13 protein-coding genes and 5 pseudogenes are annotated in these 15,843 nt (G+C 61.0%); 2 read left to right on the top strand and 16 right to left on the bottom strand.

Going from position 1 to position 15,843, the window contains the following annotated elements; all coding sequences use genetic code 11:
- Window positions 1–241: 241 nt before the first annotated feature.
- The 6 genes and pseudogenes from J2046_RS33985 to J2046_RS27510 all read right to left on the bottom strand — a co-directional run.
- Window positions 242–614, bottom strand: a pseudogene (locus J2046_RS33985) (tyrosine-type recombinase/integrase); the annotation flags it as partial.
- Window positions 615–676: 62 nt separating this feature from the next.
- Entirely contained in the window at window positions 677–1,702 is a 1,026-nt protein-coding gene (gene dmpG, locus J2046_RS27530) for a 4-hydroxy-2-oxovalerate aldolase (protein ID WP_210057233.1), read from the bottom strand.
- 11 nt (window positions 1,703–1,713) lie between these two features.
- On the bottom strand, window positions 1,714–2,625 hold the full coding sequence (locus J2046_RS27525) for an acetaldehyde dehydrogenase (acetylating) (protein ID WP_210057232.1): 912 nt from the start codon (window positions 2,623–2,625) through the stop codon (window positions 1,714–1,716).
- 16 nt (window positions 2,626–2,641) lie between these two features.
- Window positions 2,642–3,923: pseudogene (locus J2046_RS27520) on the bottom strand (TRAP transporter large permease).
- Complete coding sequence (locus tag J2046_RS27515) at window positions 3,920–4,402, bottom strand: TRAP transporter small permease (RefSeq protein WP_210057228.1); 483 nt, start codon at window positions 4,400–4,402, stop codon at window positions 3,920–3,922. Before J2046_RS27515 ends, J2046_RS27520 begins: the two are co-directional and overlap by 4 nt.
- Before the next feature lie 99 nt (window positions 4,403–4,501).
- Entirely contained in the window at window positions 4,502–5,506 is a 1,005-nt protein-coding gene (locus tag J2046_RS27510) for a TRAP transporter substrate-binding protein (protein ID WP_210057226.1), read from the bottom strand.
- A gap of 216 nt (window positions 5,507–5,722) precedes the next feature.
- On the opposite strand from J2046_RS27510, the gene J2046_RS27505 reads away from it, so the two are divergent.
- Window positions 5,723–7,120, top strand: coding sequence for an FAD-binding oxidoreductase (locus J2046_RS27505; RefSeq protein ID WP_210057223.1), 1,398 nt, complete (start codon window positions 5,723–5,725; stop codon window positions 7,118–7,120).
- A 48-nt stretch (window positions 7,121–7,168) separates the two neighbouring features.
- Here J2046_RS27505 and J2046_RS27500 read toward each other — a convergent pair whose 3' ends face one another.
- The 4 genes and pseudogenes from J2046_RS27500 to J2046_RS27485 form a co-directional block, all read right to left on the bottom strand.
- Window positions 7,169–7,957, bottom strand: coding sequence for an IclR family transcriptional regulator (locus J2046_RS27500; RefSeq protein WP_210057222.1), 789 nt, complete (start codon window positions 7,955–7,957; stop codon window positions 7,169–7,171).
- A 428-nt stretch (window positions 7,958–8,385) separates the two neighbouring features.
- Window positions 8,386–8,677: pseudogene (locus tag J2046_RS27495) on the bottom strand (thiamine phosphate synthase); the annotation flags it as partial.
- Window positions 8,678–8,715: 38 nt separating this feature from the next.
- Entirely contained in the window at window positions 8,716–9,987 is a 1,272-nt protein-coding gene (locus tag J2046_RS27490; RefSeq protein WP_210057220.1) for a glycosyltransferase, read from the bottom strand.
- A 114-nt stretch (window positions 9,988–10,101) separates the two neighbouring features.
- Window positions 10,102–10,266: pseudogene (locus J2046_RS27485) on the bottom strand (acyloxyacyl hydrolase); the annotation flags it as partial.
- 89 nt (window positions 10,267–10,355) lie between these two features.
- Here J2046_RS27485 and J2046_RS27480 point away from each other — a divergent pair.
- Window positions 10,356–10,529 (top strand): annotated as a pseudogene (locus tag J2046_RS27480) (IS21 family transposase); the annotation flags it as partial.
- Window positions 10,530–10,531: 2 nt separating this feature from the next.
- Here the strand turns inward: J2046_RS27480 and J2046_RS27475 are convergent.
- The 6 genes from J2046_RS27475 to J2046_RS27450 form a co-directional block, all read right to left on the bottom strand.
- Complete coding sequence (locus J2046_RS27475) at window positions 10,532–11,134, bottom strand: glutathione S-transferase C-terminal domain-containing protein (RefSeq protein ID WP_197489621.1); 603 nt, start codon at window positions 11,132–11,134, stop codon at window positions 10,532–10,534.
- Between the two features lie 65 nt (window positions 11,135–11,199).
- Window positions 11,200–11,862 carry an OmpW/AlkL family protein gene (locus J2046_RS27470; protein ID WP_081725682.1) on the bottom strand — a complete coding sequence of 221 codons (663 nt, stop codon included), beginning with the start codon at window positions 11,860–11,862 and terminating at the stop codon, window positions 11,200–11,202.
- Window positions 11,863–11,938: 76 nt separating this feature from the next.
- A complete protein-coding gene (locus J2046_RS27465) occupies window positions 11,939–13,144 on the bottom strand; it encodes an NAD(P)/FAD-dependent oxidoreductase (protein WP_024706821.1) in 1,206 nt (401 codons plus the stop codon).
- A gap of 100 nt (window positions 13,145–13,244) precedes the next feature.
- Window positions 13,245–14,150 carry a VOC family protein gene (locus J2046_RS27460; RefSeq protein ID WP_024706822.1) on the bottom strand — a complete coding sequence of 302 codons (906 nt, stop codon included), beginning with the start codon at window positions 14,148–14,150 and terminating at the stop codon, window positions 13,245–13,247.
- A 33-nt stretch (window positions 14,151–14,183) separates the two neighbouring features.
- Window positions 14,184–14,780 (bottom strand): 2-hydroxychromene-2-carboxylate isomerase, encoded by a 597-nt coding sequence (locus tag J2046_RS27455; RefSeq protein ID WP_024706823.1) that lies wholly within the window; start codon window positions 14,778–14,780, stop codon window positions 14,184–14,186.
- Window positions 14,777–15,772 (bottom strand): dihydrodipicolinate synthase family protein, encoded by a 996-nt coding sequence (locus J2046_RS27450; protein WP_024706824.1) that lies wholly within the window; start codon window positions 15,770–15,772, stop codon window positions 14,777–14,779. The genes J2046_RS27455 and J2046_RS27450 overlap by 4 nt, the downstream gene beginning before the upstream one ends.
- Window positions 15,773–15,843: the final 71 nt, after the last annotated feature.

The raw sequence follows: 15,843 nt of genomic DNA, 5'->3' as shown, positions 1-15,843 counted from the left end.
TCGGGATAGCAAGCATGGCGCAGCGTGTGCTAACCGTATCCAGTCCTTTCCGTCTCGCGAGCAAGGTCGTCAATCCACAATAGCCAGTTGATACCGGCAAGCGAAACCGCCACGGATCGGATCCGGAGACCCAAGCGCTAAGACATCCCACGGAGCCTATCGAAACTGCACCAGCATCACCGGGATATCGCCCGAGAACGATGCAGATATAGGAGCTTTTCATGGCAATGCCGCTGGCATATCGAAAGACCGTGCTTGAAGATATCGGCGCATCGGCCTCATAGCCGGGATGGTAAAACGGAGCACGAGTTTCCCGAGCAGCCCTTGAATGCGATGATGATGTCCAATATCTGGCGTGACAAGTGGACGTTGTGCGCCTTCGCGCGTTTCTTACGCTTTTTCCAATTGTCCAGGCGGCGTTCTCAAATTCCACTTCATCCCATGTCGCGTCCTGAAGCTCGCTCTTGCGAACCATCGTGAGCAGAAACAGGAGAAGGCCCAGGCGGATAGTCGCCAGCGTAGCGACATGCGCGAGTTGCTTGGGCATCACCCGAACTTCGGAAGGGGGGAGACGATGACGCCGAAACGAAGTTGGCGATGGACGCCGGCCCCACCGCAATATTCCGGCGGGCAGGTTCCACCTGCCCCCTTCCCATGCGTCTTCCGTATTCGGAGTTCAGCTACTTGCGGCGCGCGACATCGTCAGGGCCAGATCCTCGATCATGTCTTCCTGGCCGCCGACCATGCCACGACGTCCGAGTTCCAGCAGCAGGTCGCGCGCGGGAACGCCGTAGCGCTTCTCTGCGCGTTCGGCAAACAGCAGGAACGAGGAATAGACGCCGGCATAGCCAAGCACCAGCGAGCCGCGGTCAACGCGGATCGGCCGGTCCATCATCGGCACGACGAGATCTTCCGCGACGTCCATGATCTTGAACAGATCGACGCCGGTCACGGCCCCCATGCGCTCGAACACGGCGACCAACAATTCGGTCGCGGCATTGCCGGCACCGGCGCCGAGACCGGCGATAGCGCCGTCGATGCGGTTTGCGCCGGCGGCAACCGCGGCGACCGAGTTCGCGATGCCCATGCCGAGATTGTGGTGGCCGTGGAAGCCGAGCTCTGTCTCAGGCTTCAACGCTGCTCGGATCGCGGAGATGCGCGCCGTCACGTCGTCGGGCAGCATGTGGCCGGCGGAATCGGTGCAATACACACAGTTGGCGCCGTAGCTTTCCATCAGAAGCGCCTGCTCGACCAGCTTGTCCGGCCCGGCGCGGTGCGACATCATCAGAAAGCCGACCGTGTCGAGACCGGTCTTGGCGGCATAGGTGATGTGCTGCTCGGCGCAATCGGCCTCGGTGCAGTGGGTCGCGACGCGCACACCGGAAATGCCGCAGTCGATGGCTTCCTTCAGCATGTCCACCGTGCCGATGCCGGGCAACAGCAGGGCGGACACCTTGGCGCTCTTCATCTTCGGCACGACGGCGCTCAGATACGCGACATCCGTATGTGCGGCGAAACCATAGTTTACCGAAGCACCGCCGAGGCCGTCGCCATGGGTGACCTCGATCCACGGCATGCCCGCCTCGTCGGCGGCCGATGCGATGGCGATCATCTGGTCGATCGAGATCTGGTGGCGCTTGGCGTGCATGCCGTCGCGCAGGCTCATTTCGTGAAGGGTGATCTTGCGACCTTCAATAGTCATGGTTTCTCTCCTCAGCCGCGGGCCGGCAGGTTGACGACGCCATTGGCCGCCTCTTTCGCGAACAGTTCGGCGGTGCGAAGCGCCGCCGCCGTCATGATGTCGAGATTGCCGGCATATCTCGGCAGGAAGTCGCCCAGCCCCTCGACCTCGAGATAGATCGACACGCGCCGGCCGTCGAAGACCGGGCCGTTGACCAGCTTGTAGCCGGGCACGTATGTCTGCACCTCGGCTACCATGGCCTTGACGCTTTCGGTGATGGCTGCCTGGTCAGGCTCGCCTTCGGTCAGCACATGCACGGTATCGCGCATGAGAAGCGGCGGCTCGGCCGGATTGACGATGATGATCGCCTTGCCGCGCTTGGCGCCGCCGACCTTCTCGATCGCCGAAGCCGTCGTGCGGGTGAACTCATCGATATTCTTGCGGGTGCCCGGACCGACCGAGCGCGACGACACCGCAGCGACAATCTCGCCGTATTCGACGGGCTGCACACGCGACACGGCTGCGACCATCGGAATGGTCGCCTGGCCGCCGCAGGTCACCATATTGACGTTCATCTCGAGCTTCTTGGCATGATCCGCCAGATTGACCGGCGGAATGCAGAACGGACCGATCGCCGCCGGCGTCAGGTCTACCATGATGACGCCGAGCTCGTTCAGCTTGCGCGAATTCTCGGCATGGGCATAGGCAGAGGTGGCGTCGAAGGCGACGCGGATGTCGTCGGCGATGACGTGTTCCAGGATGCCGTCCACGCCGGTGGCGCAGGCCTTCACGCCCATGTCGACGGCACGCTTCAGACCTTCAGAGGCCGGGTCGATGCCGACCATCCAGACCGGTTCGACCCATTCGGAACGCTTCATCTTCATCAGGAGATCGGTGCCGATATTGCCGGGGCCGATGATGACCGCCTTGAGTTTGCTGCTCATACTGGTTTCCTTTGACTTACATTCCGAAGAAGGCGGGCAGCGCCAGCGAAAGCGCCGGCACGTAGGTAATGAGAAGGAGCACTGCGATCATCACCAGCGTCGGCGTGATTGCGCCTTTGACGACCGTCTCGAGCGAGAGGCCGGACACGCGCGAGGCGACGAAGAGATTGACGCCGACCGGCGGGGTGACCATGCCGATGGCGAGGTTGACGATCATGACGATCCCGAAGTGTTCGGCGTTGATGCCGAGTGCGGTGACGAGCGGCAGCAGGATCGGCGTGAGGATGATGATCGCCGCGATCGTCTCCATGAAGGTGCCGACGACCAGGAGGATGACGTTGATCGCCAGCAGCAACAGCCAGGCCTGATCGACCGCCGAGGTGATGGCATTGGCAAGCATGACCGGTACACCCTCGATCGCAAGCGCACGTCCAAAGATGGTCGCCGTCCCCACGATCAGCATGATGGTCGCCGAGGTGAGCGCCGAACCGGCAAAGATCTTGTAGAGATCCTTGAGGCTCAGTTCGCGATAGACGAAGGTCGACCATCAGGCCGTAGATGACGCCGACGGCGGCGGCCTCGGTAGGCGTAAAGATGCCGCCATAAATGCCGCCGAGAATGATGACCGGGACCATCAGCGCCCATTTGGCGTCGTTCAGGACAGCCAGCATTTCGCGACCCGTCGGGCGATAGTCGCCGGGCCTCTGGCCGTCCTTCCTGGACTGTAGCCAGGCGTAGGCGATGAGCGCGAACCCGATCAGCAGGCCCGGAACGACGCCGCCCATGAACATTTTCGAGACCGAGACGTTCGCCGAGGTGGCATAGATGACCATCGGGATCGACGGCGGGATGATGACGCCGAGCGAGCCGGCGCACGCGACCAGACCGGACGAGAAACCCTGTCTATAACCGTCCTTGGCCATCGCCGGCAGCAGGATCGTGCCGACGGCGGCGACGGTCGCCGGGCCGGAGCCGGAAATCGCGGCGAAGAAGATGCAGGTGACGACGGCGATGATCGCCATGCCGCCGGTATAGCGGCCGAAGAACATCCGCCCGACATTGATGAGGCGTTGCGACAGACCGCCCTGGCCCATCAGGTCGCCGGCCAGGATGAAAAAGGGGACCGCCATCAGCGGGAAGCTGTCGATGGAGGTCACCAGGCCTTGCGGCACGTAGGAGCCGGAGACCTTGCCCGAAACGATCAGGGCCACCGTCGAGGCGATGCCGAGCGAAATGGCGATCGGAACGGAGAGCAGAAGAAGAACGGCGAGAAGACCGAAGAGGATCAGTGAAATCATCGGACGGCTCCTTGTCTGGCGGAGCGAAGGTCGAGCACGACAGCCTGGACAAGACGCAGCACCACCAGCAGGAAGCCGGTAAACGGAGCCAGATAGAGGATGCCCATCGGCAGGCCGAGCGATGCCGATTTCTGGCCGAAGCGGAAGGTTTTCTCGACCATGAACCAGCCCTGGTACATGACGAAGAGCGCGAATGCGCCGAAGATCATATGGGTCAGAATGCGGACATAGATCTGGCCGCCTGCGGCGAACAGGTCGGTGCCCATGGTCACGCGGATATGCGCGTCCTTGCGCACTGCATAGGCGATGCCGACATAGGTTGCCCAGATGAAGAAGTAGCGCGCCAGTTCCTCCGACCAGGACAGCGATGCCCCCATCACGTAGCGCATGAAGATCTGCACGCCGATGAGGACCGACATCAAGGCCATCAGGGCCACGACGATCGCCTCCTCGAAATGCTCATCGATAAGCTTGAACATGAACTCCTCCCGCGCAACACGGGTGCACCCGCTCGCGCCAGTTCAATGAAAAAGGCAAAGGGCCCGGCGGCTTTTGCGCCGGGCCCCAGGAAGTGATGCTTACTTGGCGGCAGCCAGCAGGCGGTCAACGAGATCCGCGCCGGCCTTCTGCTTGACCAGATCGACGATCGGCACGACTTTGTCGGAGAAGGCCTTGAGCTCTTCCGGGGTGAGCGTGGTGAAGGTCACGTCGGTCATGGCCGCTTCGGCCTTGTCGTCCGCTTCCTTGGCAAGGCCGCGCTGGTAATCAGTGGCGGCCTTGACGGCTTCGTCAAAGATTGTGCGGTCCTCATCGCTGAGGCTCGCGAGCTTGTCTGGATTGGCAAGGAGCGGCCACGGCGAATAGATGTGGTTGGTCTTCGAGATGAACTTCTGCACCTCGTTGAACTTCATGTCGTAGAAGAGATTGATCGGGCCTTCCTGCGCATCGAAGGTGCCCTGCTGGAGCGCGGTGAACAGCTCATTGAAGGCGAGCGGCGCCGGGTTTGCGCCTTCGGCACGCCAGGCTGCGATGTGCACCTCATTTTCCATGGTGCGCATTTTCAAGCCGGCGAGGTCGTCCGGAGAGCGGATTTCCTTCTTGTTGTTGGTCAGCTGGCGGAAGCCGTTTTCCCAATAGGCGAGACCAACCATGCCCTTGTCGTTCAGCGAGCCGAGGATTTCCTTGCCGACGTCGCCGTCGAGCACCTTGTAGGCCTGCCCGCGATCCTTGAACAGGAAAGGCACGTCGAAAGCGAAGAACTGCGGTGCGAAGGATGCGACCGGCGCCGAGGAGACGAAGGTCAGGTCCACATTGCCGAACTGGATGTTCTCAACCAGTTCGCGCTCGCCGCCGAGCTGCGAGTTCGGGAAGATTTCGAGGCCGATGCGGCCGCCCGACTTCTCGCGCAGCTCCTTGTCGAGGAATTCGAACGCCTTGTGGCCGGTCGACGACGGCGTCGAGGAATGGGCGGCGCGGAAGGTGATTTCCGGCTCGGCGACTGCGGTGGTGCTGAAAAGCGCGGCCGATGCGAATGCGGCAACGAAACCTGCGCGCAGCGTGTGCGCGGCTTTTGTAAGAGACATGTCTGTCCTCCCTGTGATGCAAAAACCGTTGCCGGTCTTCGTTCTGGCTCCTGGCGGGCTTTGTCGTGGACCCGAGCGCAAGGCGGGTGCCTCCGCTCCTCCCCCAGCGCGGCTGAAATAATCAGAGGCGCAAATCGTTGTCAAATAGTAAAATCAATTTGCAATATGTGCAATTTGGCGCGAGAGATGAGCGAACGGATAGACTGGGAGGGACCCATGCAACGCGAGAGATCAACGGCAGGCCTCGTCACCGCGCTGGAACGAGTGGTGGGGGCAAGCCAACTGAAGGTTGGCAATGACATCCCCGACGTGGCCTTACGCGATTGGAGCGACGAACTCGGCGGAACGCCGCTTGCGCTGGTGACGCCGCGCCATACCGATGCTGTGGCCGCGGTCATGCGGCTCTGCCATGGCTACGACACGCCTGTTGTGCCGCAGGGTGGCCGCTCGGGGCTTGCCGGCGGCGCGGTTCCTTCCGAAGGGGCCGTGCTGCTCTCGCTTGCCGGACTGGATCGCATCGAGGAAATCGATGTCGCCTCCGGCTTGATGGTCGTCGGCGCGGGCTGCATCCTGCAGCGCATTCAGGAGGCGGCCCTTGACGCGGGCTTATCCTTTCCGCTCGATCTCGGCGCGCGCGGCTCCTGCCAGATCGGCGGCAATATCGCCACCAATGCCGGCGGCAACCGCGTCATACGCTATGGCATGACGCGCGAACTGGTCCTGGGGCTGGAGGTCGTGCTCGCTGACGGCACAATCCTGCCGATGATGAACCGAATGCCGAAAAACAATGCGGCGCTGGACCTGAAGCATCTCTTTATCGGCTCGGAAGGCACGCTGGGCGTGATAACCCGCGCCGTGCTCAAGCTTCATCCGGGCGTCGGCGGCGCCAATGCCGCGTTGGTGGCGGTTGCCGATTTCGAGGCCGCGGCGGGACTGCTGCGCCATGCGCAGCGCGAACTGTCCTGCCGGGTGACCGCCTTTGAGCTGATGTGGAACGACTACTATCGTGCCGTTCTCGCAGAAACGGGACAGCGGGCGCCGGTCGCACCCGACCATGCCCTCTATGCCCTGATCGAGATGCAGGGCGCCAATGCCGATGCCGAACGACCGGGTTTCGAGGCGATGCTGGAGACGGCCTTCGAAGCCGAGCTTGTGATCGACGCCGCCGTGGCGCAGTCGCAGCGCGAGGTCGAGGCATTCTGGTCGCTGCGCGACGGCGTTGCCGAGATCCTGTCCCGTAGGGCGCCGACGATCAATTTCGACGTCTCGCTTCCGCTTGCCCGCATCGGTGAATGCGTCGACGAAATCCGTGCCGCACTGGAAGCGGCCTTCCCAGCACTGCAGCTGATCTTCTTCGGCCACGCCGGCGACAGCAATATCCACCTGGTTGCCGGCCCCATCACCGACGTGGATCCGACCGGCCATGGCATCGAGAAGACGGTATACGAAATCATCCGCACCTATGGCGGTTCGGTTTCCGCCGAGCACGGCATTGGGCTGCACAAGAAGCCCTGGCTCGCCTATAGCCGCTCGGAAAGCGAGTTGGCGATGCTGCGCCACCTGAAGAGGAGTCTTGATCCCAAGGGCATCCTCAATCCGGGCAAGGTTCTCTGAACCGACCCATCCGGAAAGCTGGGGCGTCAGGCAGAACCGTTCGTCGGGTCAGCGCGACCGTGCACCGAGATCGGCGGAGATCGCCCGGGCCACGCGCTGCACTTCCGGCACAAGATCGCGCATCCGCTCGGGCGACATGTATTCCAGCGTCGAGGAAACCGAGATCGCGGCGATGATCCGCCCGGTGGCATCACGGATCGGGGCGGCCACGCAACGGATCGAGGGCTCGTCCTCGCCCAGATCATAGGAATAGCCGCCGAGGCGATATTTCGCCATCAGCGCCAGCCAGTCAGCTTCCGTCATGTCGCCGGGCAGCAGATGATGATCGCGCTGATAGAGCCGCGACAATGTCGCCTGGGATTCATCGAGCATCAGCGCCTTGCCGACGCCGGTGGAGATGACAGGCTTGCGTCCGCCGATCCGCGAACTGATCTCGACCGGGCGGGTCCCGCGCAGCTTGTCGAGATAGGCGACTTCCCAGCCGTCGAGCTGCGCCAGATGCACCGTGTCGCGCGTCTCGCGCGACAGATCCTCGAGCCAGTGACGTGCGACGCGCACCAGATCGGTCTGGGAATAGGCGGCGAAGCCGAGTTCGATCAGCCGCGGGCCGAGGGCGAACTCGCGCGGGTTCTCGGCCTTGAGATAGCGTTGCTCCAGCAGCACTGACACGATTCGATGCACCGTGCTGTAGGTGAGCCCCGTCATCGATGCTATTTCTGCGATGGTGCGTGGTTGGTCGGCCGCCGCATCAAGAATCTCGAGCCCACGCACTAAGGTCTGGCTGCGTGGAGCGCGCGCATCCTTTTCGTCAATGCCTATGTCAACCGTCTCTACCATTTGAATCTGCCCTCCAGACTGTCTCCTGTTTAACCGCCGACGGACAATGGTGCTAGGGGAACGAATGGCCGGAGGCGGCCCGCATGAGCCACCTTTTCTGGCTTCGCATCGGTTGGTGCGTGCATTGCCACGGCCGAGCGCGAACAGGCGATTATCGCCGCCGTCAACACCCTCAAGCACAACTCGGATCAGTGCCGAAGCGCAATCACTTTCACGCAGGCTTGCACACGCCCGACCGCGTCGACCCTATGGCGAGCGGTGTTGCAAGGACAATGCGCAAGCGCGATCCGCGCGGTCTTCGGGTCACTCACGAGCCCGTGCCTCTGCTGATGCGACTAATGGGCAGGGTCTCCGAGCCTCCCCTTGTAGCCAACCATCGTGCTGGACTATCCGGCAACATATCCTGCGGTCCACACCGTAGGTGGATGTTATGTCGATTCCCCGGACCGATAGACCTCGGTAGCCTGAAGCCATCGCACGTTCTTGTTTCGGGCTTGCGTTCAATATGACATCCGTGACGCCTGCAGCGCTGGCGGCGGCGTGTTCAAAGGCTCCGGCGATGCGCTCCACATTTAGCCCGCCAATGGCAGCGAGGGGCAGTGAGCCAATGCGAGCCCTCCAGACGCTGAGGCACGCAAGGCCCTGCGGTGCCCAGGACATAACCTTGAGCCGGGTTGGATAGATCGGACCGAGCGCGACATAATCCGGACGGGCCGCTAGCCTCAAATCTATCTTTTGAGGCTCTGCTGCAGGGCCTTCTACTTACCGCCGATCGCCGCGCCACCGACGGCGCTCGCGATATTGCGCAGAATGTCCCATTCCGTTGCCAGGGCGCGCCTCGCAGCCGCCCACGGACTATCATCCAATGACCTCACCTCGCGATGCCCGTCCAACAGGGTTTCATACAGGCGCAACGTCCGGCGGGCAGCTTCAGGGCGCGAATAGGTCGCCGCGGTCGTGCGCGCCACCTGGATCAGGGGTGCTCTGTCCGCCACCGAGAGCTCTGCGACCCATCCGACCGCCTCTGCGAACCGAGCGGCTGATGCGTCCGCAGGCAAGAGCCGGCCATTGCTTCCATCCACGACAACCTCCCGAGCGCCGGGCGCCTCCAACGCCACCACCGGCACCCCGGCCGTCATCGCCTCGGCCAGCACCAGTCCTTGGGTCTCGGAATGGGACGAGAAGGCAAAGACGTCCATCGCGGCGTAAACGTCGGACAATCGTTCGCCTTCGACCGGCCCCAGCAGGTGAACCCGGTCGGCAAGCCCGGAACGCGCGAAAGCATCCCGCATGGGCTCCTGCATGTCGCCACCGCCCGCAACCAGAAAATGAGCGCCGTCATGAGCAGCAAGGAACAGGCCGATGGCGTCCGTAAGATAGCCGAGGTTCTTTTCCCGTGCCAGACGCCCGACATGCCCAACGACGAAGGCATCCGGCCCGATGCCGAGTTCGGCCCTGATGCGCTTGCCGTTACCATGGTCGAAACGGGACGCTTCTATCCCCGTCGGGATAACGGTGACGGTCGCGGCGACTCCATGCTCGTTCAGGAAAACCTTGATGCTCTCGCTCGGGGCGATGATGGCGTCGCAGAGGTCGCAATAGCCGAGGGCGAGGCTGAGTACCAGCCGTTCCAGGGCCGGCGAATCCTGCGCGACATAGTGGCCGTAGAGTTCGTATCGCGTGTGGTACGTAAAGGCGACCGGCAGGTTGCGAGATGCCGAGATGCGAAGTGCGGTATCTCCGAGCAGGAACGGATGGTGGGCGTGGATGATATCGGGCCTGAACTCGTCCAGCTTTCCGGCAAGGGTCAGGGTAATCGGGACGGGAGCGGAAAAGTCGCTGCCCGCGAAGCGCTGGATCGCCGGCATCCGGATCACGCCCACCTCGTTTTCCGGCATGTCGGGGAATTCCGGCGCGACGACGAGGACCGAGTGACCTCGCGCCCGCAGTTCCTCCGCCAAGCCCGACACGCTGCGGGCGACCCCACCAATATGCGGCGTGTAGGTATTGGTAAACATCGCTATATTCATGTCGATACTTCTATGGCGCGCCGGCGGCACAATGCAAGGCGAGAGCGTGTGCTGCGCGCCAATCGCACGTGCACAGAGTTTTGGTAATGACACCCACTGCCAATGAATGTATCGTCAAAATTTATAGCCGACCTGAACCCCGGCGCGTGCCATACCGTCATTGGGACCGTCGCAGAGATTGGCATGCGATGCGTGCGCGACTTGCACGATGCCACTCCAGTGCGGATCGATACGGTAACCGGCGGCGACATATTAACGGAACAGGAAACGGCAGCCCAGTGTACGCGCCGCCTACACCCCATTGAATACCGGTATTCTTGACCGTTGATTCGTGCCAGAACGGCTTCGGCAAGCGCTGGAGACTTGGGATGAAGGCGGGCGTTGCCAAGGCACTGTGGTTCGAACCAACGCTCAATGCCACCTTCGCTGCAATGGCCGAACATTACCATACGACCGTCCCACCGACCAGAAGCCGCAAACCGCGTGACAAGGCCAAGGTCGAAGGTGTCGTGCTGAACGTCGAGCGCTGGATAGTGGCGAGAGGTTATGCAAGCCCTTCTTCTTTAAGCGCCTGCTGGACAGACGGTCGGCCACCAATCCGCCGCGCGTATTCGCCAAGCTTCGGCCATAGAGACATATCCATCTTGAGGAAGTTGCACCAGCCGAGCACCGTGAAGAGATAGGCATCGGCCACCGTAAAACTGTCGCCTACCAGATAACCGGCATCTCCGATGCGGTTCTGCGCTTCGATCAAACGGCCGGTGGCCATTTTCTCGAAGAAGGGACGGGCTTCGGCTGGCAGATCGGCACGAAACAGCGGCGCTAGCGACTTGTGAATCTCTGTGGCGATGAAGTTCAGGGTTTCGAGAAGCTTCCAGCGCTCCTCTCCCGTCACTTTGCCGAGTTTCCCGTCGGCCTTGTCCGCAATGTATTGCAGCACCACGGCGACTTCAGAGAGCCTAGTCTCGCCATCAACGATCGTCGGCACCAGACCGAGTGGATTGATCTTGGTATAATCCTCACCCTCGACCTTGTTCCCAGACGGGTCCATCACAACCATCCGGCAGGTCACGGGTAAGCCCGCTTCCAGACAACTGATGTGAGCAGCCAACGAACAGGCCGCCGGCATGTAGTAGAGTTCCATCATCACAGTATTTCCCTTACATGGAGTTGCGGCACAGATACCCTGAAACTGGTGCCGGAGGTCGTGTTTCAGAAACGCCAGATCAGACCAGTACCGACAAGCAGAGGATCGAGCGTCGCCTTTCCTGCCGCCGCCGGCCCGCCAACGCCCAATGTGCCGCCGACATCGGCTTCTAGCCAAATTTTCTTGACGTCGAAGTATACGCCCAATCGCTCATCAATCATGCTTTCGAAACCAACTTGAAGGACGGTGCCCCAAGCGTTATCCACATCGAATCCGGCAACATCGCGCGCTTTCGAGTCCAGTATCATAGTGTAATTGATACCCGCGCCAACATAGGGCTCGAACATCGGATTCCCGGTGGGAAACCGATACTGGAGCGCAAGAATCGCAGGGGCGTAAGTCACGTCCCCGAGATATGCTCCAGCAAGGGATCCGTCGCCGCGAATCTCTGCGGTAGGTGGGATTCCGAATGTGAAGGTGGCGGAAATCTGCTCGTTGACGCGATAGCCGACATCGAAGCTCAACGAGTAGTTGTCGTCGACCGAAACATCGGCGCCCGGAAATGGTGCACCTCCGACGGACAGATCGGCTCCGGGGCTGAAGAATATCCCCACGGGTCCGCCCCGGAGATACCAGCCGTTTTGGTCTGCTTCCTGTGCCCGAGAATCACTGGTCTGCGCCAGAGCCAGACAAGCTCCAACTGTAGCGGTAAAACAAACTTGACGCATATTTTTCCTCCCTGATGTGTCAAATTGTTATTGATACTGTCGCCCGCACTTCGCGTAGTAGGGTAGCCTTCTATGTTTACAGCAGTTTACGCAGGTCAGTTGCTGTGATCAGAGAATCGTCCGTGACAGCGTAGCCCTTCGAGATGAGACGGCGAACGATCGCCATGTCGCGTGGCGCGCCGAAACAGATGGCACCTACCAGCACATCGCCGATGACCGCGAAACGCGTGAACGACCTTCCTTCGCCCTTCCGCACAAGTATAGTTCCCCCCTCTGGCTGGTTATCCCCGATCATCTGGATGTTGAGGTCGTATTGATCAGACCAGAACCAAGTGTTGATTGCATAGGGCTCCTTCTTCCCCAGCATGTTTCGTGCGGCGGCGGCGGCCTGGTCCTGCGCATTGGCCCAGGATTCCATCCGTGTCGGCTGGCCATCGCCAACACGCATCGCCGCCACATCACCGGCCGCGTAAATCAGCGGGTCGGACGTACGCAGAAATTCGTCAACGATGACACCATTGCCGGTCTCAAGGCCAGCCTCCCTCGCAATGGCATCATTAGCTATCGCGCCGATCCCGATAACGACCACGTCGACCGCCAGCATTTCCCCGTTTGATAGCGTCACGCTTTCAACCTGATCCTCTCCGCCTACCGTCACGATCGAGGTATTCAAGTGGATCACGGTGCCATTGCTACGGTGGACATCAGCCAAAGCGACGCCGACATCCGGTGGCAGACTCCGACCGCAGAGTCGGTCGGCGAGTTCTACGACCACTGCCTCCATCCCGCTTTTGCGGGCTGTTGCCGCAACTTCAAGACCAATCCAACCCGCGCCGATCGACAAAAGGCGCTTTCCTGGCACCATTTGCGCGCGCAAGCACTCCGCATCATCAATGGTGCGCAGATAGAAAACATTGCCTTTGCCCTCGAAGGGGCCATCAAGCGTGCGGGCGCGACTACCGGTCGCGATCAGCAGGCGGTCATAGGGCAGGCGTTGGCTCGAAGAGAGCCGAACAACCTGCGCGTCCCGGTCGATTGCTTCGGCGCGTTGGTTGATCTGAAGGTCGATGGCGAGATTTTGCGCTACCTCGGCTTTCAGCAGGCAGGTGCTCTGTGCGTCCGCCGCACCCTGAAGCACCGCCTTCGACAGCGGCGGTCGGTCATAAGGAAGGTGCCGTTCCTCCGAGAGGATCGTGACGGCGCCCTCGAAGCCTTCTGTTCGTAGCGTTTTCGCCGCGGTCACTGCAGCCAAGCCGCCGCCTATGATGATGATACGTTCCATCGGGGTCTTCCTCAGTCAATAATGCGGATGACGCGAAGTCCTGTGCTACGCGTCATCCGCTGATTACTTGTCCGCGCCTATGGCGCGTTCCTGCCCTGAGTTAGGAACCCTCTTTGAAGCTCTCGGGGAACGGAGCGCCCCAAGAACTGAAAATGCCCGGCTGGTCGGCCTTCCAAATGAACGGGCCTGCCTTGCGGTCCACACAACGCGGCATTTCGCCCGAAAGCTCATAGCGGTTGCCATCCGGCGTGAAGAAATAGGAATAAAGATTCGAACCCACGCCATGGCGACCCGGGCCTGCTTCAGTCATTATCCCACCGCGTGCGATTTGATCGAGCATGAGCTTCATGTATTCGAGGTTCGGGATCGTCCATGCGAGATGGTCGAGCGTCTCATGAGGCGCACCAGCAAACATCGCCACGTCATGATGATAGTCGCCGACATGCATCCAGGCCGCAAGACGCCCCTCGCCCCCTGGGAACTCGACAATGTCAGCGGCATAGAAATCGACATGTTTGGTCAGGAATTCGATCGTCTGCGTCGCATCCGGTCCGACGCGCAGCGTGACATGGTCGAGATCAAGCGGCGCCAGTCCGCTCAGGTGGTTGGCCTTGCGCGCAGCCGGATTGTAGTAGTGCTTGCGCGCTTCGGATCGCAGAAGCGCAATCTGCATTTTCTGCTTCTGGGGCGGCAGGTCAAACTCGATGATTTTCTCTACGCCCGGATCGCTGTCCGTCATCGCCCGCACCTGGACACCAGCGTCAGAAACGCGCTTGCTGTACTGCTTGAGGTCTTCCTCATCATCCGCAGCGATCGCAAAGCTGATGACGCCCGTACCACCTTCGGTTACGGCCACGTCGTAAGTTCCATCGGTACCGCACGTCAGGTAGACAGTGCCATCTTGCCGGGCGACTTCCTCGAGCCCCAATACGTCGGTGTGAAACCGCACCGACTCATCGAGGTTCTTAACCCACAAGTGCGCGTGCGACAGTTTTTGAAGAGCCATAATATTCCTCCCCTTGGATGGATGGCATTGATGTCAAAGCCCCTGTTGGAGCGTTCTTTCCATGAACATGAGGCGGTCGTTGCCCCACCACATCTGATCTCCCACGATCATCGTGGGCGTACCGAACACGCCGGCCTCATGCGCGGCTTGCGTGCTAGCCTCGTATTGGTCTGCGGCCTCCTGCGAAGAAACCCAAGCCGAAAGCGACTCGGGACTCCAGCCCAAACGATTCGCCAATTCAGCCAGCAACGCAGGGTCGGCCAGATCTGCACCTTCGCCCCAGACCCGGTCCCAACCAGCGCGGATGAAGACTTCGCCCTCGCCCTTAGCCAATGCATAGAGGAAAGCCTTGTTGAGCTTCTCGGAGGCGAGCGACTTCGGGAAGATCAAAGGCACACCATATTTCTCAGCCCAACGGTCGAGATCCTTGCTCAGATAGCGGATCTTCAACGGAAGGCTGACATTGGGTGGGGCGGTGTTCCCCGCCATGAGCTTGAGTTGGGGGAGGTTCACGACATGAGGGCGAAATTCCAGTCCGTATCGCTTGCAGAGCTCCGGCACCTTGTGAAATGCCAGGTAGGCGAAGGGGCTCATGAAGTCGAAGTAAAAGTCAAGCTGCCGACCTGTCACTTTCCGCCCTCTGCCTCAAGCTCGGCAACTAGTTTTGCCCATTGCCGACCGGATTCCCGCGCGCCTTCCAGAACCGTCTCGGGAACCAGATGATAGGGCGGACGACAAGGCCCCGCGACCATCCAGCCTGCCGCGTCCATACGGGCTTTCTCAATACCGATGTTGTAAACTGAGAACTCCTTGAACGAACCGTTGGGGAAGAGTGTCCGATATGTGAGGCCAATTCTGTCGGTCAGTGCTTTGGCACGGGTCCAATCGCCGCTCTTCACCGCCTCCGCCACAAGATCCCGAAGCTGGATCACCGGAGTAGGCCCGCAAACCGCACCACTGGTCCAGAACGCTGTGCAGTGTTCAGGGTCGAGCCGGGCGGCGGCATAATAGTCCACATCAAGCGGCATCAGTCGAATACGGCGCTTGGTCAGGTTCAGGTCGGTATAAAGCGCAGCGGTGTTTATGTACTTTGCGGACACAATCTGCGGAATTTCAGAGATCTGCGCCCAGAAGGCACGCGGGAACTCGAACTTGAATGCCTCGGGGTTGGCGTAAGCACAGATCGCCATGTCCGGGCAGGCTTCGGCCACATCACGAAAGAACTGAACAGCAGTAGGCACATCAGGCTGCACCCACATTGGAAGCCCCAGCATCACCCCGTCAAGCCCGATCTCGCGCGCGGCCTTGGTCATGCTGATGGAGTCGCGGGTATTGAGGGCGGTCGCGCCGCCGAAGATGGGAACGCGGCCGCGCCCCACCTCGACGAGCGTCTGCATGAAACCGCGCTTCTCGTCCCAGGTTGTAGTGGCGCCCTCCCCCAAGGTACCGAGAGAGAGAATCCCGTTCACGCCCGAGGCGATTAGAGCCTCCACGACGCGAGCAGTTTCGTCCAGATCGACCGTGTCCTCTGCGCTCGGGTCCGAAGCGTTGGGCTTGGACGGCGTGGGCATGATTGCCCAGCAACCCGTCACGTCATCGACCGTGAGAAGTTCATGTTTCATGAATTGATATTCCGATTTGCGTGGATTTTCTGTCGGGATCGGCAAGCGCGCGGCCAACGCACGCCATACCC

The sequence above is a fragment of the Neorhizobium petrolearium genome (assembly GCF_017873175.1).
GTDB lineage: Bacteria > Pseudomonadota > Alphaproteobacteria > Rhizobiales > Rhizobiaceae > Neorhizobium > Neorhizobium petrolearium.
Note: the sequence above shows the minus strand (reverse complement) of the source record. Positions and strands in the feature narration are given on the sequence as shown.

Coding starts and splice junctions, on each gene's coding strand:
- dmpG (WP_210057233.1), bottom strand. CDS start 1,702: ATGACTATTGAAGGTCGCAAGATCACCCTTCACGAAATGAGCCTGCGC.
- J2046_RS27525 (WP_210057232.1), bottom strand. CDS start 2,625: ATGAGCAGCAAACTCAAGGCGGTCATCATCGGCCCCGGCAATATCGGC.
- J2046_RS27515 (WP_210057228.1), bottom strand. CDS start 4,402: ATGTTCAAGCTTATCGATGAGCATTTCGAGGAGGCGATCGTCGTGGCC.
- J2046_RS27510 (WP_210057226.1), bottom strand. CDS start 5,506: ATGTCTCTTACAAAAGCCGCGCACACGCTGCGCGCAGGTTTCGTTGCC.
- J2046_RS27505 (WP_210057223.1), top strand. CDS start 5,723: ATGCAACGCGAGAGATCAACGGCAGGCCTCGTCACCGCGCTGGAACGA.
- J2046_RS27500 (WP_210057222.1), bottom strand. CDS start 7,957: ATGGTAGAGACGGTTGACATAGGCATTGACGAAAAGGATGCGCGCGCT.
- J2046_RS27490 (WP_210057220.1), bottom strand. CDS start 9,987: ATGAATATAGCGATGTTTACCAATACCTACACGCCGCATATTGGTGGG.
- J2046_RS27475 (WP_197489621.1), bottom strand. CDS start 11,134: ATGATGGAACTCTACTACATGCCGGCGGCCTGTTCGTTGGCTGCTCAC.
- J2046_RS27470 (WP_081725682.1), bottom strand. CDS start 11,862: ATGCGTCAAGTTTGTTTTACCGCTACAGTTGGAGCTTGTCTGGCTCTG.
- J2046_RS27465 (WP_024706821.1), bottom strand. CDS start 13,144: ATGGAACGTATCATCATCATAGGCGGCGGCTTGGCTGCAGTGACCGCG.
- J2046_RS27460 (WP_024706822.1), bottom strand. CDS start 14,150: ATGGCTCTTCAAAAACTGTCGCACGCGCACTTGTGGGTTAAGAACCTC.
- J2046_RS27450 (WP_024706824.1), bottom strand. CDS start 15,772: ATGAAACATGAACTTCTCACGGTCGATGACGTGACGGGTTGCTGGGCA.